Below are 15,980 nucleotides of genomic sequence, written 5' to 3' on the forward strand. Positions count from 1 at the left end.
TACATTGTCACCATGGCAGGGCCGACCCAGCGAGACAACAAAGCAGCCGGTCCTCTACCGCCCAGTCAACTTTTCAGGGAAGACATCATGAGCAAACTTGCAGGCAAGGTCGCGGTGGTCACGGGTGCATCGAAGGGCATCGGAGCAGGCATCGCCAAGGCGCTCGCAGCCGAAGGCGCGGCGGTGGTCGTCAACTATGCCAGCAGCAAGGAAGGCGCCGATGCCGTCGTCGCCGCGATCACCGCGGCGAACGGCCGTGCGGTTGCAGTGGGCGGAGATGTATCGAAGGCGGCGGATGCGCAAGGCATCGTGAACGCGGCAATCGAAACCTACGGCCGCCTCGATATTCTCGTGAACAATTCCGGCGTCTATGAATTCGCGGCGCTGGAAGAGATCACCGAAGAGCACTTCCACAAGCAGTTCAATGTCAACGTGCTGGGCACGCTGCTGACCGCGCAGGCCGCCGTCAAGCATATGGGCGAAGGCGCGAGCATCGTCAATGTGAGTTCGGTCGTGAGCCGCATCACGCCGGCGACTACTGCCGTTTATAGCGGCACCAAAGGCGCTGTGGATGCCATCACCGGTTCGCTGGCGCGCGAACTCGGTCCGAGGAAGATCCGTGTGAACTCGATCAATCCGGGCGTCGTGGTGACGGAAGGCACGCATACGGCGGGCGTCATCGGTTCGGAATTCGAAACGGCGGCGCTGGCGCAAACGCCGCTCGGCAGGGTTGGGCGGCCGGATGATATTGCGGCCGTTGCGGTGTTTCTTGCCTCGGACGATGCGCGGTGGCTGACGGGTGAGAGTCTGATTGCGAGTGGCGGGATGCGCTGAGTGGGAAGTGTTGGCCACGCTGGAGAGCGTGGACAATCGAGGCGTCTCCCGAGCTGCAGCGCTCGGGAGATCACGATGAGTGGTCGTTCTTTGCGTTTGCTGCATCGATGGCGACGCAGTGGTTCAACGCGACACCGAACTCATTGCCAAAGTCCGCCATGTGGATCCCAGCGTCCTTTGGCGGCCTCCGGGTGGGCAAGACTTGCAATCACTGGCCCGAAAAAGCGCCTCAACTCAAGTTGCACGTTTTCGAAGGAAGGCGGCTGAAAGACGGGCGGGCTCCGACGCAGAAACGCACGCCACAGTCCTCGCTGTTCGACGATAAGCGCAAAGCCCTGATCAAGCCCTGCTGGTATACCCCGCGGAAAATCTGTCTCGCGACGTTTCAGGGTGCCCCCAACCGCTTCAACCAGACTGGAAAGTTCGAAGGAGAACGTGCGGGTCGTAATCCATATGTCGTGAAAATCTTTCAGTCTTCCGTTGGACTCTCCGAAGCGGATCATCGCTTCAAATTTTTCTGCGATTACCGTTTCGGGCGGATACATCAGGATGAGTGGCGCTGGTAGATCCGGAAGCAACGTTGGGAAGATTCGCAGCGTAGGCCGCGGATAAACGTGGTCTCCAAATCCGATGTCTACCTGTACATGGACACGCGCCTTGGCCACGTCACCCTTGAGGGTAAGCTGAACACCGCGATATTTGTCCGCTTCTCGCACCGGTTCGATTTTAAGCGAGTCGGGAGCGAAAATGATTCCGTCGTCAGGAACCTCGACTCGGCAGATACTAGTGAAGAGTTGGTGGATGGCGTCAGGACTCGGATCACCATTACCCAGCAAATCGAGATCGCCGGTAGGTCGAAAGATGTGCTCGGGCCAGGTAACGAACAACATGGCGCCCTTGAGGACATAGCGTTCGGCTGCAGCGGTCTGGGTGAGTCTGAAAAGTAAGCGCTCGATTGCATAGCGCGTCAGCACGCGCTGGTAATCGTCGCCGTTGCGCTTCGCGTGTTCCAGCAGGCGCGCCCTGATAGAGGCGGCGGTATCTTTCAGAACCGCTATCTTCATTGCATCGCCCTGAGGTACGGTTCGATCCGCTCAGTGACGCGATTGATTGCGGCGTACTTCAAAAGGTCGCTTGCGGTGGTTTTTTGTTGGCGCAGGGCGTCCCGAAGCGCCTCGATGGCGACATCCTCTCCGACATGACGTCGATGCTTGAAGCAATCAGTGACGGTCTTGGCGACATTGAAGATGGGTACCTGCACGCCTTCTACCTGAATGTGTTCGATGCCAGACATCAAGACGTCGCCGGACGCGCGAACGATCTCAAGACGTATGCCGCGTGCATTCGGCACTCTGGCCTTCTGGGGTATCGTCATCCACACCGCGTGCGGCAGTTGTGTGGTGAGTTCGTGGTGTCGAAGTGCGCTCAGCAGGCTGACAACGCCGTTCGGAACCAGACGGGCTGCTTCCGCCAGGTCATGGGCCACATGCTCACCGACGCGTTCTGGATCCTGATAAAGGCCACGGGCAAGCCTGACCAGGTCGCCGGAGTCGGTCATGCGCTTCAGATAGGTCAAAGGGATTCCCGCGGCCTTGAAGTCGCGGGCGCGCGCGATCCCAAGCTCCCGAATGAGACTAAGCGCGAGATCCCGGAATGTCGTGGGCGTGTCGATCATCGATGTTACTAATTGATGGTAAGTTCTGAAACAAGTCTACATAAAGTAACGGTTGCGCAAAAAAGACTGATGTCATATATTTTCTATGACCATGAGCCAGTCTACTCCTTTGTCCACTCTGACACCAAAACATATTCGTGCCGCCCGAGCCCTTCTGGCATGGTCTCAGCAGGATCTGGCCAAGGCGGCAGGGGTCGGAAGCTCGACTGTTGCAGATTTCGAACGAGGTCATCGAACGCCGATACCCAACAACACGCAGGCTATCCGGGATGCACTTGAAGGCGCCGGAGTTCACTTCCTGCCTACCGGGGCGGTGATTGGGCCGCCCGTTCCGCTAGCTACTTCGACCGAACGCCCGGGAATTCCAATCCGATGGGTAGACGCTGAAGATCTGTCCGATTGGGCAAATCGAGTCGATGGGGCGTTCAGTCTGCCGACCTTGATTGAGTTTTTGGTTCGCGCGGTCCACGGCACGGCGGTTCGGCTCCGTTTTCCCTCCGACGAAGGCGTTCTGCATCCTGGCTGGGACGGCCGCACGGAAACTGAAGGCAAAAGCATCTATGTGCCACAAGGGGAAGCGGGCTGGGAGATTGGAACCCAACGGACCAACATTCAGCGCAAAGCAACCGAGGACTACAAAAAGCGTACTGAGAATCCCGCTCCTCTGGACCCCCACACTTCGACATATATCTTTGTCACGCCGCGGCACTGGCCGGATAAGGACGCATGGGCCAAAGCCAGAACAGATGAACGCGTCTGGCGAGAAGTGCGCGCTTACGACGCCGATGATCTTGTTCATTGGATTGAGCAAGCGCCTGCGGTCGGCCTCTGGCTGGCGACTCGTCTCGGCAAACGGCCAGACGGTACGCGCGAACTTGAGGGGTTCTGGGAAGAATGGTCTCGCGCGACGCAATGGCCACTTACGGAGGACCTGGTTCTCTGCGATCGTGACCAGGATTCGGCAGCGGTCTTTCGCTGGTTGCGCGGCGAGCCGTCCGTTCTCTCACTGCAGGCGACCACGGTCGAGGAAGTCGTGGCGTTCTTTCATGCCACGGTCAATATGCTTCCCGATGACGTGGCGGCGTGCTACCGGGCGAGGTCTCTCGTCGCAACCACCGCCGTGAGTGCACGTGCGCTTGCGAGCGCGCCTACGCCGCTGATCGTGTTGTTGACCGACCCTGAGCCGGGCCTGGCCCTAACCTTGTCCGAGCGCGGCCACTTTGTCCTGCAGGTTTATGACGAACGCCCGCGCGCTCGTGGCGAGGTCCGCGTCCTGGCGCGTCCTTCACGCGATGGAATCGCCAGCGGATTGACTGCCGCAGGCATTTCCGAGCCAAGAGCACGGGCGCTCGCGCGCGACTGTGCCCGAAATCTGGCAGTTCTTCGTCGTCTCATTCCCGGTGCGCCCGGACGACTTCCGACTTGGGCAGCCGAAGTGCCGCCTCGTGCATTGCTTGCAGCGCTGCTGGTCGGAGGCTGGGACGAAAATTCGGAAGCGGACCGCGCCAAGGTTGCCGAAATAGCTGACCAACCCTTCGAGACTGTCATTGCCGCGCTTGCTCAACATGTCGGAAGGTTTGACAGCGCGCTGCACAAGATCGGAATGACCTGGCGCGTGGCGTCGCCGTTCGACGCGTGGTTTTTGCTGGCGCGTCACCTTACCACCCCCGATCTTGCTCGCTTCGAGGCTGTGGCGCATGACGTGCTCGGTTCTGCCGATCCACGCTTCGACATGGATCCGGAAAAGCGCTGGATGGCGCCGGTGCTGGACGTTCATCCAGCGTATTCCGGCATGCTTCGGCACGGAATCGCGCAAGTTCTCATCTTGCTTGCCCTCTGGGGCAACGAGATCAAGACCGTTCCAGATGCCGGCCGGCGCGTCGACTCAATCGTCGAGAAGCTTCTGGGGCACGCAGACCGGCAGCGATGGTGGTCGCTCTCCAGGGATTTCCGGCTTCTGGCTGAGGCTGCGCCGAAGACTTTCCTGAAGGTCATTGAAGACAGTCTTGACCAGAGTGATCCTCCTATTCGCTCGCTGTTCGCCGTTGACGAGGGCGGTGTGATTGGTACCGAGCATCTTTCCGATTTGCTGTGGGCGCTGGAATCTCTGGCTTGGTCGGCTGAGTTGATGCCGCGGGTGAGCCTCGTTCTAGCTCGCCTCGATGGGCTCGATCTCTCGCCCGGAAGATTCTCGAACCGGCCGGCAAACAGCCTTCGTGAGATTCATATTCTTTGGAACCCGCAGACCTATGCAACGTTTGATCAACGGCTTCGAGCGCTTGACTCGATCAGGAAGCGAGAAAGCGCTGCTGCCTGGAAGCTGATGCTGGGCGTGCTTCCTCGAGGCCATGGCACAGCGACGCCTTCTCCAAAGCCAAGATGGCGTGACTTCAGCGCCGACGTTGTTGAAGTGGTGACCTGGGGTCTGATGAAACGGGGTGCGGTTGCCATCAGCGAGCGGCTCATTCACGACGTGGGCGTTGACCCGCAACGCTGGACACAATTGCTCGATCGGTTTGGAGATCTCGCTCCGGACCAGGAGTCGGCGCTGGTCATGCTGGAGGCGGCCGAACGGGCAATGTCGGATGAAGCTGACCGCGCGGTGCTATGGGAAAGCTTGAGGCGTGTTATTCATCACCATCGAATAGCGCCTGATCAGCAATGGTCGATGCCGACAGAGGTGCTTGCGCGCCTCGACATCATCTACGAGCGGTTTGCGCCTTTGGATCCGATGCAGCGGGTGGCTTGGTTGTTCGCACCGTCAGTGAGTCTTCCGGCAGTTTCGAGCGGTTGGGAGACGGATGAGCGCGACGTCAATTCCGCCCGGCAGCAGGCAGCGCAAGCGTTGTTCAATGAGGGTAGTGCAACGGCTATCCTGGCGCTTGCGAGGTTGGTGGAGCGTGCCGCTCTTATCGGAGACGCGCTCTATCACCAGAGGCTTGCCGAGTCTGATCTCGATACGCTTGTGACAGGCGCGCTTCGAAGTGACAACTCGCGCGAGCGCGACGTCGCCCAGGGCCTGATCGTTGCGGCATTGCGCGACGGGAAGTTGCCGTGGGTCCTGGCCTTGATTGGAAGGGTGAAAGCAGAATCCTGGGGGGGCGCAGCCCTATTGACCATTCTGCATGCTCTTCCGCTCGACCGGTCGACATGGAGTGAGGTTGCTAAAGCGGGCGGCGAGATCGAAGAGGCGTACTGGCGTCAGGTTTCGGTTTTCTGGGCGAGTGAAGACGAGAACGAGGTCGAGTTCGCTGTCCAGAGACTTATCGACGTGGGCCGGGCTCGATCTGCGCTATGGCTTGCAGGGCATCGTCGCGGGAAGCTTCTTCCGTCCGATTTGCTTATGCGTGTGCTGCTTCAGGCTGTGCGTCAGCCCAGCGAGGGCGCGGACGATGTGAATGACACAACTATGTTTGAGCACTTCGTGACCACAATACTCGAAGTGCTCGACGAGCGTGACGATGTCAGCAGTGAGACGCTCGCCAGGCTTGAATGGGTTTATCTGCCGCTGCTGGAATATTCGCGCAGACCAGCCAGAGTACTGCCGAGAACGCTCGCGGAACAGCCCGCTCTGTTTGTCGAGATGCTCGAAGCGGCGTTCGGGACGATCGAAGAAGATGACGAGACAAAAGTCGAAACGCAGAGTCTCGAACACGCTCGCGATATCGGTACTCAGGCATATAACCTCCTGGAACTATGGGATGTCCTGCCGGGCACTCGCGATGACGGTTCGATCGACACGGAGAAACTGGAGGACTGGATCAAGAAGGCGCGCTCGCTTGCTAAAGAAGTCGGACTTGAAGATATCGCTGACGATCGCATCGGAAGAATGCTATCGGCATCACCGATGGGAACGGATAACAATTGGCCCGCCGAAGCGGTGCGGGAAGTAATCGACTTGTTTCGCAGCAAGCCGATGATCGAAGGTTTCTGGGTCGGCAAGATCAACGGACGAGGTGCGACCACGCGTTCATACGGTGACGGTGGCGACCTCGAACGAGTTGAGGCGGCGAAGTACAGAGAATGGGCGAAAGCGATCGCCTATGAATATCCTCGCACCGCACAGTCCCTTGAAGAACTGGCGCAACACTATGAGGATCTTGGGCGCCGCGAGGACGAGCGCGTAGAGCGTCAGAATTGGCGGCCTTAGTTTGACTGCGTAGAACACGGCCCTGGCCCAAGTATTTCGATGTAGAGGGCACGAGATGCGCTAAGGCCGGCGTTTGACGTCACCGCCTCACCGCCCCCACCGCAATATCCCCCGCATTCTTCAGCGCCTCGACATGCCAGCACGTGTCGATCAGCTTCCGCGTCTGATCCGCCGGCAGAATACCGTCGGCGAGACCGGAGAATTTCTTCTCCAGCTGCTGATCGCTCATCGGCACCTCCGTACTGCCGATCGCATGCTCGATGAACTTGTGCAGCTTGCGGCCATCCTTCAGCGTGATGGTCATGTCCACCTGTTCCGGCTTGATCGAAGGATCGACGATCGTATTCACCTTCTCGCGTAGCGCGACGGTCTGCGGATCGCGCACCTTGGCGTCGCTGAACTGCTTCTCGCCGGCGGCGCCGTCGATGATCGCGATCGCCACCGCGTGATAGATGCTGAACTTGCCTTCGAGGCCGATCTGCGGCGTCTTTTTGCCCGTCAGTTCGATGACGAGCGGATGCACGCGCAAGTCGATGCGCTCGATCTGATCGGCGCTGAGATGGTTCTGGTCGCGCAGCTGGATGGCGGCGTCCAGCGCCGGATGAATCACGATGCCGCACGCAAACGGCTTGTACGTGTTGAGCGTGGACTCGTAGTGCGTGCCGAGCCCGTCGGTGATCTCGCGATAATCCTGCTTGGTGCTGATCGTGTTCGCCCAGCCGCGCTTCGCCTCGATCATGCCGTCCGAGCTCGTGTAGTCCTTGCTCGCCAGGATCGCCGCGAACATGCCGTTGGCAGCGGCGCGGCCGGGATTGAAGCTCTTGTTCATCGACCCGAACGACTCGCGCAAGCCGACCGGCTGCGACGCCGCCAGTCCCAGCGCCCAGACCGTCTGTTGCACGGTGAGGCCCATGAGCTTCGACATCGCCGCCGCCGAACCGAACACGCCGCAGGTACCGGTGATGTGCCAGCCGACATCGTAATGATTCGGGTACACCGCATTGCCGATGCGCAACTCGGTCTCCACGCCCAGCACCAGCGCATTGAGGAAGTCCTTGCCCGACACGGGTTGGTATTGCGCATACGCGAGAATCGCGGACACCACTGGACCGGCCGGATGAATGATGGTCTTCAGGTGCGTGTCGTCGTAATCGAAGATATGACTGCTGACGCCATTGATGAACGCCGCGTTCATGATGTCGAAGCGCTCCGTGCGTCCAAGCAGGTTCGCTTGCGGCGGCCCCGAGAAAGGCGTGAGCGCGGCCACGGCGCGATCGACTGTCGTGTCGTGCGAACCGCCCACCGCCACGCCGACCCAGTTCATCAGCGTGCGCACGCCTTCGCGGCGCACCGGTGCGGGCAGGTCTTCGTAGCGCGTCTTGCCGATGAATTCGGCAAGGATGCGCGTGACCTTCGGCGGGCGCGCATTCGTGGCGCCGGGCCGCGATGCCGCACTGTTGCCTTGCGCCAGCGCGCTCGTGCCCACGGTGGCGGACGCGAGTGCGCCCGCCGCGCCGGTCTTCAGGAAGTAGCGCCGGTCGATGTTGGCCATGTGTTCGTCTCCTTGTAGTGTGTCGGGCGTCAGGCGGTAAGCAGCGGGCGCAGTTCGCGCACATCCCTGAGCGTTTCCAGATGCTCGATCTTCTCGATGAGCGCGGCCGTGCGCGCGGCGCCCAGCACGGGCGCCATCAGGTCGCGCGCCTTGGCCGCGACCGCTTCGCTCGACAGCGGGTTCTCCTTCGTGCCGGGTGCAAAGCGCGTGAAGTGCTCGACCGTGCTGCCATCCGTCAGCGTGACCTGCACTTTCGCACCGCGCGGCGCGGCGGGATCGTGCAACGCGGGGTCCGGCTGCACCGTCACTTTCGCGCGTTCCTTGAGAATGGCGGGATCGCGCATCAGGGCGACATCGTGGCTGTCGCGGAACGACACCGCGCCCTTCACCAGCGCGAGCGCCACGAGATGCTGGCAGTTGACGTCGGGCATCGCGCTATCGCCGACGATGCCTTCCGCATCCGGCGGAATCCGCACGACGATGCGGCTCACGTTGTCCGGCGTCAGGCCGTATTGCTTGCGCAGGGCGAGCAGCGCGTCGAGCGGAGACTGGATCGGATAACCCACCGAGTATGTCTTGATCGCCGTCTCGGTCACGTAGAAACGCGAGCCGAGCCCGTCGATCATCGCGTGCGGATCAGGCTGAGTGGAAAGCGCGATGAACAGGTTGTGCGTGCCGTCGAGCACGTCGCGCACGCCCGTCATGCCGGACTGCACCATGCTCACCGCCATGACGCCGTTGCGCGCGCCCATGCCGGCGAAGTCGAAGGCTTTCTCGATGTGGTCCTTGTCCTTGACCCAGCTCCACAGTCCCGACACCTGCTGTGCCGAATAGGAGATCGCATAGCGCATCGCGGTTTCGTCGAGGCCCGCAAGGGCGGACGCCGCGCCGAGCGCGCCGAAGGTCGAGGCCGTGCCTTCCGCGCTGCGATGCGAGCCGCGCACGAGATCGGGACCGAGCGCCATCAGCAGGCGGCAGGCGAGGTCATAGCCGAGCGTGACCGCGCGGATCATCGTTTCGCCGCTTTGCGCGCCGTGCTCGGCCATGGCCAGCGCCGACGGCACCACCGAACTGCCCGGATGCGCCTTCGTCACCGGTTCGAAGTCGTCGGTTTCATCGGAATGGGCGCACATGGCGTTGGCCAGCGCCGCATTGACGATGCTCGTGCGCACGTGCGTGCCGATGACCGTCGCCTGCGGCGCGCCGCCGAGCGTGCCGACGTATTTCGCCGCGAGCATGCCGGGGCGCATGCGCGATCCGGAGACCATCGCGCCGAAGGTGTCCAGAATCCGGTGCTTGCAGGCGAGGACGACGGGAGCGGGGAGCGGCATCGTGCGGGCCTGCGCCATGTAGCGCGCGAGTTGCGCGGTGATGTGCTCGCTGTCTGCGCCGGTGCTCGCTGCTTCGCTCGCGCTTTCGTCCGCAGCGAAGACGAGGCGCGAACCGCCCAGCGACAGCGCGGCGAGTGCGCCGGCGGATTGCAACAGCCTGCGACGTTGAGGCCGATGGCGCTCGGACATGCATTGTCTCCTCGTAGTGGAAATTCTTCCAAGTGTCGACAGATGGAGTATCTGATGCCGAACTCCATCGCGGCGAAGGTAGAATTATTAGCGTCTTATTGCACCTTAGGCACCTTACCAGACATCTGGAATGATCGTCATGAGCGAAAGTGTCGACACATTCAATCCCGCAACCGCAGAGATCATCGACTGGGTCGCGCGCGGGATCATCGAAGGGCGGCTCGCACCCGGCGACGATCTGAACTCCGTCGAACTCGCACGGCGCTTCGAGGTCAGCCGCACGCCGGTGCGCGAAGCGCTGTTCGTCCTGAGCCGCGAAGGACTGGTTGACTGGCCGCCGCGCAAGCGTCCGAGGGTCTCGGCCATCAGGATCGACGACGCGCGCGAGCTGTATCAACTGCGCGCGCTGCTGTACGCGCAGATCTCGCTGGGCGTGGTCGAGCGGGCGACGCCGCAGGACATCGAGCGGCTCTGGCACGCGCATCGGCACCTTGCCGAGGCCGCCGCGCGCGGCGACGTCGATGCCTACTTCTGGGCTAACGTCGCGTTCCGCGATGAAGAGTTGCGCGTGTGCGGCAACGGCATCTTCAAGGAGGTGCTGGAATCCATGCGCATGCGTATCAATAGACTGCGCCGCCTGAGTACGTCGCTGCCCGGACGCCTGCAACGCTCGTGCTCCGATCATCAACGCCTGTGCGAAGCCTATGAGGAACGCGACGGCGTGCTGGCGGCGGCACTGAACCGTTCCATCGTGACGAGTGCGTTGCAGGCGATCGAAGCTTCGTGGCCGTCGGCTTCGGCGTGAGCGCGGGGCGCCAGTCAGGCATGCCGTCGAACCATGAAAACCGACAGTCGCAACAGGCTTTGAGCCTGAGTCTTGTATAAGACATAAGACATAAGATAATTGACGCGACACGGTCAAAACGCTAAAATTGCGCTCGAAGCAATGCCGGGAGCAGCCTCGGCGCGACTGGAAAGTCGTCCTTTGAAACGCAAACGAACGGTCCCCTCATGCTTGAAAATTTTCGCGCTCATGTCGCCGAACGCGCCGCGCTCGGCATTCCGCCTCTGCCCCTGACTGCTCAGCAGACCGCCGAGCTGGTGGAGTTGCTGACCAATCCGCCCGCAGGCGAAGAGCAGATCCTGCTCGACCTCATCACGAACCGCGTGCCGGCCGGCGTGGACGAGGCTGCACGCGTCAAGGCGGGCTTCCTGGCCGCCGTGGCCAAGGGCGAAACCGCCTGCCCGCTGATCTCGCGCCAGCGCGCCACCGAACTGCTCGGCACGATGCTGGGCGGCTACAACATCGCGCCGCTGATCGAACTGCTCTCTGACGCCGAAGTGGCCGCCGTCGCCGCGGACGCGCTGAAGAAAACCCTGCTGATGTTCGACCAGTTCCACGACGTCAAGGAACTCGCAGACAAGGGCAACGCCCACGCGCGCGCCGTGCTGCAGAGCTGGGCGGACGCCGAATGGTTCACGAGCCGTCCGGAAGTGCCTGACAGCCTGACCGTGACCGTCTTCAAGGTGACGGGCGAAACCAACACGGACGACCTGTCGCCGGCGCCGGACGCCACCACGCGCCCGGACATTCCGCTGCACGCGCTGGCCATGCTGAAGAACGCGCGTCCCGGCATCACGCCGGAAGAAGACGGCAAGCGCGGCCCGGTGCGCTTCATCGAGTCGCTGAAGGAGAAGGGCCACCTGGTCGCCTATGTGGGCGACGTCGTCGGCACGGGTTCCTCGCGCAAGTCGGCCACCAACTCGGTGCTGTGGTTCACGGGCGAAGACATTCCCTTCATCCCGAACAAGCGTTTCGGCGGCGTGTGCCTCGGCTCGAAAATCGCGCCGATCTTCTACAACACGATGGAAGACGCGGGCGCGCTGCCCATCGAACTCGATGTGTCGCAGATGGAAATGGGCGACGTCGTCGAGCTGCGTCCGTACGAAGGCAAGGCGCTGAAGAACGGCGCGGTCATCGCGGAATTCCAGGTCAAGTCGGAAGTGTTGTTCGACGAAGTGCGCGCCGGCGGCCGCATTCCGCTGATCATCGGCCGCGGGCTGACGGCCAAGGCGCGTGAAGCGCTGGGCCTGGCGCCGTCGGACCTGTTCCGTCTGCCGCAACAGCCGGCCGGCACGGCCAAGGGCTTCTCGCTGGCGCAGAAGATGGTCGGCCGCGCCTGCGGCCTGCCGGAAGGCCAAGGCATGCGTCCGGGCACGTACTGCGAACCCAAGATGACCTCGGTCGGCTCGCAGGACACCACGGGCCCCATGACCCGCGACGAACTGAAGGACCTGGCGTGCCTCGGCTTCTCGGCCGATCTGGTGATGCAGTCGTTCTGCCACACCGCCGCGTATCCGAAGCCGGTCGACGTCAAGACGCACCAGACCCTGCCGAACTTCATCAGCAACCGTGGCGGCATCGCGCTGCGTCCCGGCGACGGCGTGATCCACTCGTGGCTGAACCGCATGCTGCTGCCCGACACCGTCGGCACCGGCGGCGACTCGCACACGCGTTTCCCCATCGGCATCAGCTTCCCGGCGGGTTCGGGACTGGTGGCCTTCGCGGCCGCTACCGGCACCATGCCGCTGGACATGCCGGAATCGGTGCTGGTGCGCTTCAGGGGCAAGATGCAGCCGGGCGTCACGCTGCGTGACCTCGTCAATGCCATTCCGCTGTACGCCATCAAGCAGGGCATGCTGACGGTCGCCAAGCAAGGCAAGAAGAACATCTTCTCGGGCCGCATCCTCGAAATCGAAGGGCTGCCGGATCTGAAGGTGGAGCAGGCGTTCGAACTGTCGGATGCCTCGGCCGAGCGTTCGGCGGCAGGCTGCTCGGTGCACCTGAACAAGGAACCGATCATCGAATACCTCAACAGCAACATCACGCTGCTGAAGTGGATGATCGCCGAGGGCTACCAGGACCCGCGCAGTCTCCAGCGCCGCATCAAGGCGATGGAAGAATGGCTCGCCAATCCGCAATTGCTCGCGCCGGATGCGGACGCCGAGTATGCGGCGGTTATCGAGATCGATCTGGCCGACGTGCATGAGCCCATCGTGGCCTGCCCGAACGACCCGGACGACGTGAAGACGCTGTCGGATGTTGCCGGTGCGAAGATCGACGAAGTGTTCATTGGTTCGTGCATGACGAACATCGGCCACTTCCGTGCGGCGTCGAAGCTGCTGGAAGGCAAGCGCGACATTCCGGTCAAGCTGTGGGTCGCGCCGCCGACCAAGATGGACCAGAAGCAGCTGACCGAAGAAGGCCATTACGGCGTGTTCGGCACGGCCGGCGCGCGTACCGAAATGCCGGGCTGCTCGCTGTGCATGGGCAACCAGGCGCAGGTGCGCGAGGGCGCCACGGTCATGTCCACGTCCACGCGCAACTTCCCGAACCGTCTGGGCAAGAACACGAACGTGTATCTCGGCTCGGCGGAACTGGCGGCCATCTGCTCGCGTCTGGGCCGGATTCCGACCAAGGACGAGTACATGAGCGACATCGGCGTGATCAACGCCAATGGCGACAAGATCTATCAGTACCTGAACTTCGACCGTATCGACGACTTCAAGCAAGTGGCCGACACCGTGACGATGTAATTCGCTGACGCGCCACGGCGCGAAAGAAAGGGCGCCGCAGGATGAACTCCTGCGGCGCCCTTTTTCATTGCGCGATGGTTACTGCGCGATGGCTTACTGACCGATGCCGAGCAGTTCGATTTCGAAGGTCAGATCGCTGTTCGGCGGAATGGGGCCAACGCCCTGGCTGCCGTAGGCGGTGGCGGACGGGCAGGTCAGCTTGGCCTTGCCGCCCACTTTCATTTTCTGTACGCCTTGCGTCCAGCACGGAATCACGCGGCCGAGCGGAAAGGTGGCGGGGCCGCCGTGTTTCGCGGAACTGTCGAATTCGGTGCCGTCGGCGAGTGTGCCGCGATAGTTGACGCGGACGACGTCGCTGGCCGTCGGCTGTGCGCCGGTGCCTTGCTTCAGGTGCTCGACCACGACGCCGGAGGGCAGCTTTTCGGTGGTGTTGGCGGCGAACGCGGTGCTCGACAGGGCCAGGGCAGTGCTCAGGGCGACAAGAATTTTCATGCGCGGATCCTCGTGGAATGGTCCGGCGATTATATCGGGCTGGCCTTGCGGGGTTGAGGAGGGCACTTTCTTTGACAGCGAAGAGGCGCGGGCGGCCTTTAACCAAAATTATTTGGATGGGGTAATTACCCCAAGTAAATAATTTTCATAATTGCCATGGCCTACCACCGCACGGAGCTGGCTGAAGAAATGGTTTGGCAGATCTTTCATCCCCGAGCGCTCGATCCGCACTTCGAGGCCGGCGTGTTTCTGTCCGGGCCGCGGCGCATCGGCAAGACGACTTTCATCCGGGAGGATCTGATGCCGGCGCTGCAGCGTCAGGACGCCATCGTCATGTATGCCGATTTGTGGAGTCAGGTACAGGCCGATCCTGCGGATCTGGTCACGGGCGCCATGGAACAAACCTTGGCGGACCTGCAGACGCCGGCATCCGACCTGTTCGGCCGAATTTCCCGGCAGCTCAAGCGTGTTTCAGAAATCGACATAGGGGGCGCCGGCTTCGAATTCGGCTTCAGGCTGGATCAGTTGGGCAAGAAAACCGGACCGACTCTGGCGGACGTGTTCACTGAGGTCGTGGAGAAAACACGTGCCAATGTCGTATTGATCATCGACGAAATTCAGCACGCAATGGGCAGCGTCGCCGGCAACGAACTGCTGCTGGCCCTGAAGGCGGCCCGGGACGCGGTCAATCTGGAGCCCGGCATGCCCGGGCGGCTGTTCATCATCGGCACCGGGTCGCACCGGGCGCAGGTGCAGGAAATGGTGATGCGCGGCAATCAGGCGTTTCAGGGTGCATGGTCGCAGGCGTTCCCGCTGCTGGGCCAGGACTACGTGATGCATGTGCTGGACCTGACGCGTGAGCAGCTCGGCGAACGCTTGACCACATTGCCTGCTGCGGTCAACGCCTTCCAGCAGCTGGGCAGCCGGCCGGAAGAATTGTTGAAGGCTCTGATTGCTCTGCGCGACAGCCCCTCCGACCTCGCGCCCGACGCCCAGTTGCCGATCATCGTGCAGGCGTTGCGCCATGCCGCGGCCGATGTCGAAATCTCGCGAGCCGAGAGCCTGGGCGATCTTGCCACGACCCTGTTCAATCGAATCTGCCTGAGCGACGGACCCACCGGCGGGTTCTATTCCTCTGAAACCAATCAGGCGCTCACTGTTGAGATTGGCATGCCGGTCTCGCAGAGTGCGATCCAGAACGCACTACTGGCGCTCACCGATGCGAATCTGGTGATGTCGACGGGCAAAGGACGTTACGACGCCACCGATCCGTTCGTGAAAATCGCCTGGCGCGAGTCGCGCGGGCTGGCTTCGGCGTTGGGTCTCGACAGCGCCGCCGGATGACACCTTCAGTCCGTGCCCAGAAATTCGAGCACGCATGACGTGAACCCGCGGGCATCGTCGAATGGAATCATGTGTCCGGCATGCGGGAAGCGCGCCACCTTGAGATCCAGCACCTGATCCTCGATCTCGAGCAGTTCTTCCTCGCGGATCACGTCGCCCCTTCCCGCGACCATCAGCAGCGTCTGCGCCTGAATACGCGGCAGGTCGGCATGGAAATCGTCGTCCTGGAAGCTCGCGTAACTCGCGGCGATCGCGGTTTCATCGCACGTATGTAGCCATTCGGCGCGGCGCCGCAGTTGCGCATCCGACCACGTCGGGTAGGTCTTGCGCATGGCCTCGTGATCGAGACCGCCGCATTGCGCTTCGCGAATCGCATCCAGATAGAACGGCAGCGACTTCACATACGGCCGGCGCCCCGGTCCGCTGACCGGCGGATCGGCGAGAATCAGCCGCTCCAGCGCGCCCGGAGCGCTGGCTGCAAGACGAGCCGCGACGCGCGCGCCGAGCGAATGTCCCAGCACGTGAAAGCGCGTGAAGCGCATGGCGCCGGCGAACGCGGCGACATCGGCCGCATAGACCGCAGTGCCGTGCTCGAGATGCGGACCCGCTTCAGACAGGCCGCGTCCGCGCACGTCGAGGATGTAAGTATCAAACTGTTCGCCCAGCGCCTCGCCGACGAAATCCCATGTGGCTGCCGGACTCGTGATGCCGGGCACGATAACGAGCGCCGGCCCGCGTCCGCCGAAGCGGAGGTAATGCTGGCGGATGCCGTTCGCGCTGACATGCGCGCCGTACTGGAAGGTGCTGGACATGGGC

11 protein-coding genes are annotated in these 15,980 nt (G+C 62.2%); 5 read left to right on the forward strand and 6 right to left on the reverse strand.

Annotated elements, in window-relative coordinates; all coding sequences use genetic code 11:
* Positions 1-87: 87 nt before the first annotated feature.
* The gene (locus QCE62_RS15965) at positions 88-834 is read left to right on the forward strand and encodes a glucose 1-dehydrogenase (RefSeq protein WP_309920153.1); all 747 of its coding nucleotides are present in this window, start codon (positions 88-90) and stop codon (positions 832-834) included.
* Between the two features lie 140 nt (positions 835-974).
* On the opposite strand, the gene QCE62_RS15970 is transcribed toward QCE62_RS15965, so the two are convergent.
* Positions 975-1,898, reverse strand: coding sequence for a nucleotidyl transferase AbiEii/AbiGii toxin family protein (locus QCE62_RS15970; protein WP_309920155.1), 924 nt, complete (start codon positions 1,896-1,898; stop codon positions 975-977).
* Positions 1,895-2,509, reverse strand: coding sequence for a type IV toxin-antitoxin system AbiEi family antitoxin domain-containing protein (locus QCE62_RS15975; RefSeq protein ID WP_309920158.1), 615 nt, complete (start codon positions 2,507-2,509; stop codon positions 1,895-1,897). The genes QCE62_RS15970 and QCE62_RS15975 overlap by 4 nt, the downstream gene beginning before the upstream one ends.
* A gap of 109 nt (positions 2,510-2,618) precedes the next feature.
* Here QCE62_RS15975 and QCE62_RS15980 point away from each other — a divergent pair, with 109 nt between their 5' ends.
* Positions 2,619-6,659 (forward strand): helix-turn-helix domain-containing protein, encoded by a 4,041-nt coding sequence (locus tag QCE62_RS15980; protein WP_309920161.1) that lies wholly within the window; start codon positions 2,619-2,621, stop codon positions 6,657-6,659.
* Positions 6,660-6,738: 79 nt separating this feature from the next.
* Here the strand turns inward: QCE62_RS15980 and QCE62_RS15985 are convergent, their stop codons facing one another.
* The gene (locus tag QCE62_RS15985) at positions 6,739-8,211 is read right to left on the reverse strand and encodes an MmgE/PrpD family protein (RefSeq protein WP_309920164.1); all 1,473 of its coding nucleotides are present in this window, start codon (positions 8,209-8,211) and stop codon (positions 6,739-6,741) included.
* Between the two features lie 29 nt (positions 8,212-8,240).
* On the reverse strand, positions 8,241-9,731 hold the full coding sequence (locus tag QCE62_RS15990) for an MmgE/PrpD family protein (RefSeq protein ID WP_309920166.1): 1,491 nt from the start codon (positions 9,729-9,731) through the stop codon (positions 8,241-8,243).
* 139 nt (positions 9,732-9,870) lie between these two features.
* Here QCE62_RS15990 and QCE62_RS15995 point away from each other — a divergent pair, with 139 nt between their 5' ends.
* Together QCE62_RS15995 and acnB are read left to right on the forward strand one after the other, a co-directional pair.
* A complete protein-coding gene (locus tag QCE62_RS15995) occupies positions 9,871-10,536 on the forward strand; it encodes a GntR family transcriptional regulator (protein WP_309920168.1) in 666 nt (221 codons plus the stop codon).
* 206 nt (positions 10,537-10,742) lie between these two features.
* Positions 10,743-13,328 (forward strand): bifunctional aconitate hydratase 2/2-methylisocitrate dehydratase, encoded by a 2,586-nt coding sequence (gene acnB, locus QCE62_RS16000; protein WP_309920171.1) that lies wholly within the window; start codon positions 10,743-10,745, stop codon positions 13,326-13,328.
* Positions 13,329-13,421: 93 nt separating this feature from the next.
* Here the strand turns inward: acnB and QCE62_RS16005 are convergent, their stop codons facing one another.
* Entirely contained in the window at positions 13,422-13,820 is a 399-nt protein-coding gene (locus QCE62_RS16005) for an FKBP-type peptidyl-prolyl cis-trans isomerase (RefSeq protein WP_309811983.1), read from the reverse strand.
* A gap of 156 nt (positions 13,821-13,976) precedes the next feature.
* Between QCE62_RS16005 and QCE62_RS16010 the strand changes: the two genes are divergently transcribed.
* Complete coding sequence (locus QCE62_RS16010) at positions 13,977-15,164, forward strand: AAA family ATPase (RefSeq protein WP_309920174.1); 1,188 nt, start codon at positions 13,977-13,979, stop codon at positions 15,162-15,164.
* 5 nt (positions 15,165-15,169) lie between these two features.
* On the opposite strand, the gene QCE62_RS16015 is transcribed toward QCE62_RS16010, so the two are convergent.
* Complete coding sequence (locus QCE62_RS16015; RefSeq protein WP_309920177.1) at positions 15,170-15,976, reverse strand: alpha/beta hydrolase; 807 nt, start codon at positions 15,974-15,976, stop codon at positions 15,170-15,172.
* Positions 15,977-15,980: the final 4 nt, after the last annotated feature.

This window comes from Caballeronia sp. LZ033, assembly GCF_031451265.1.
GTDB lineage: Bacteria > Pseudomonadota > Gammaproteobacteria > Burkholderiales > Burkholderiaceae > Caballeronia.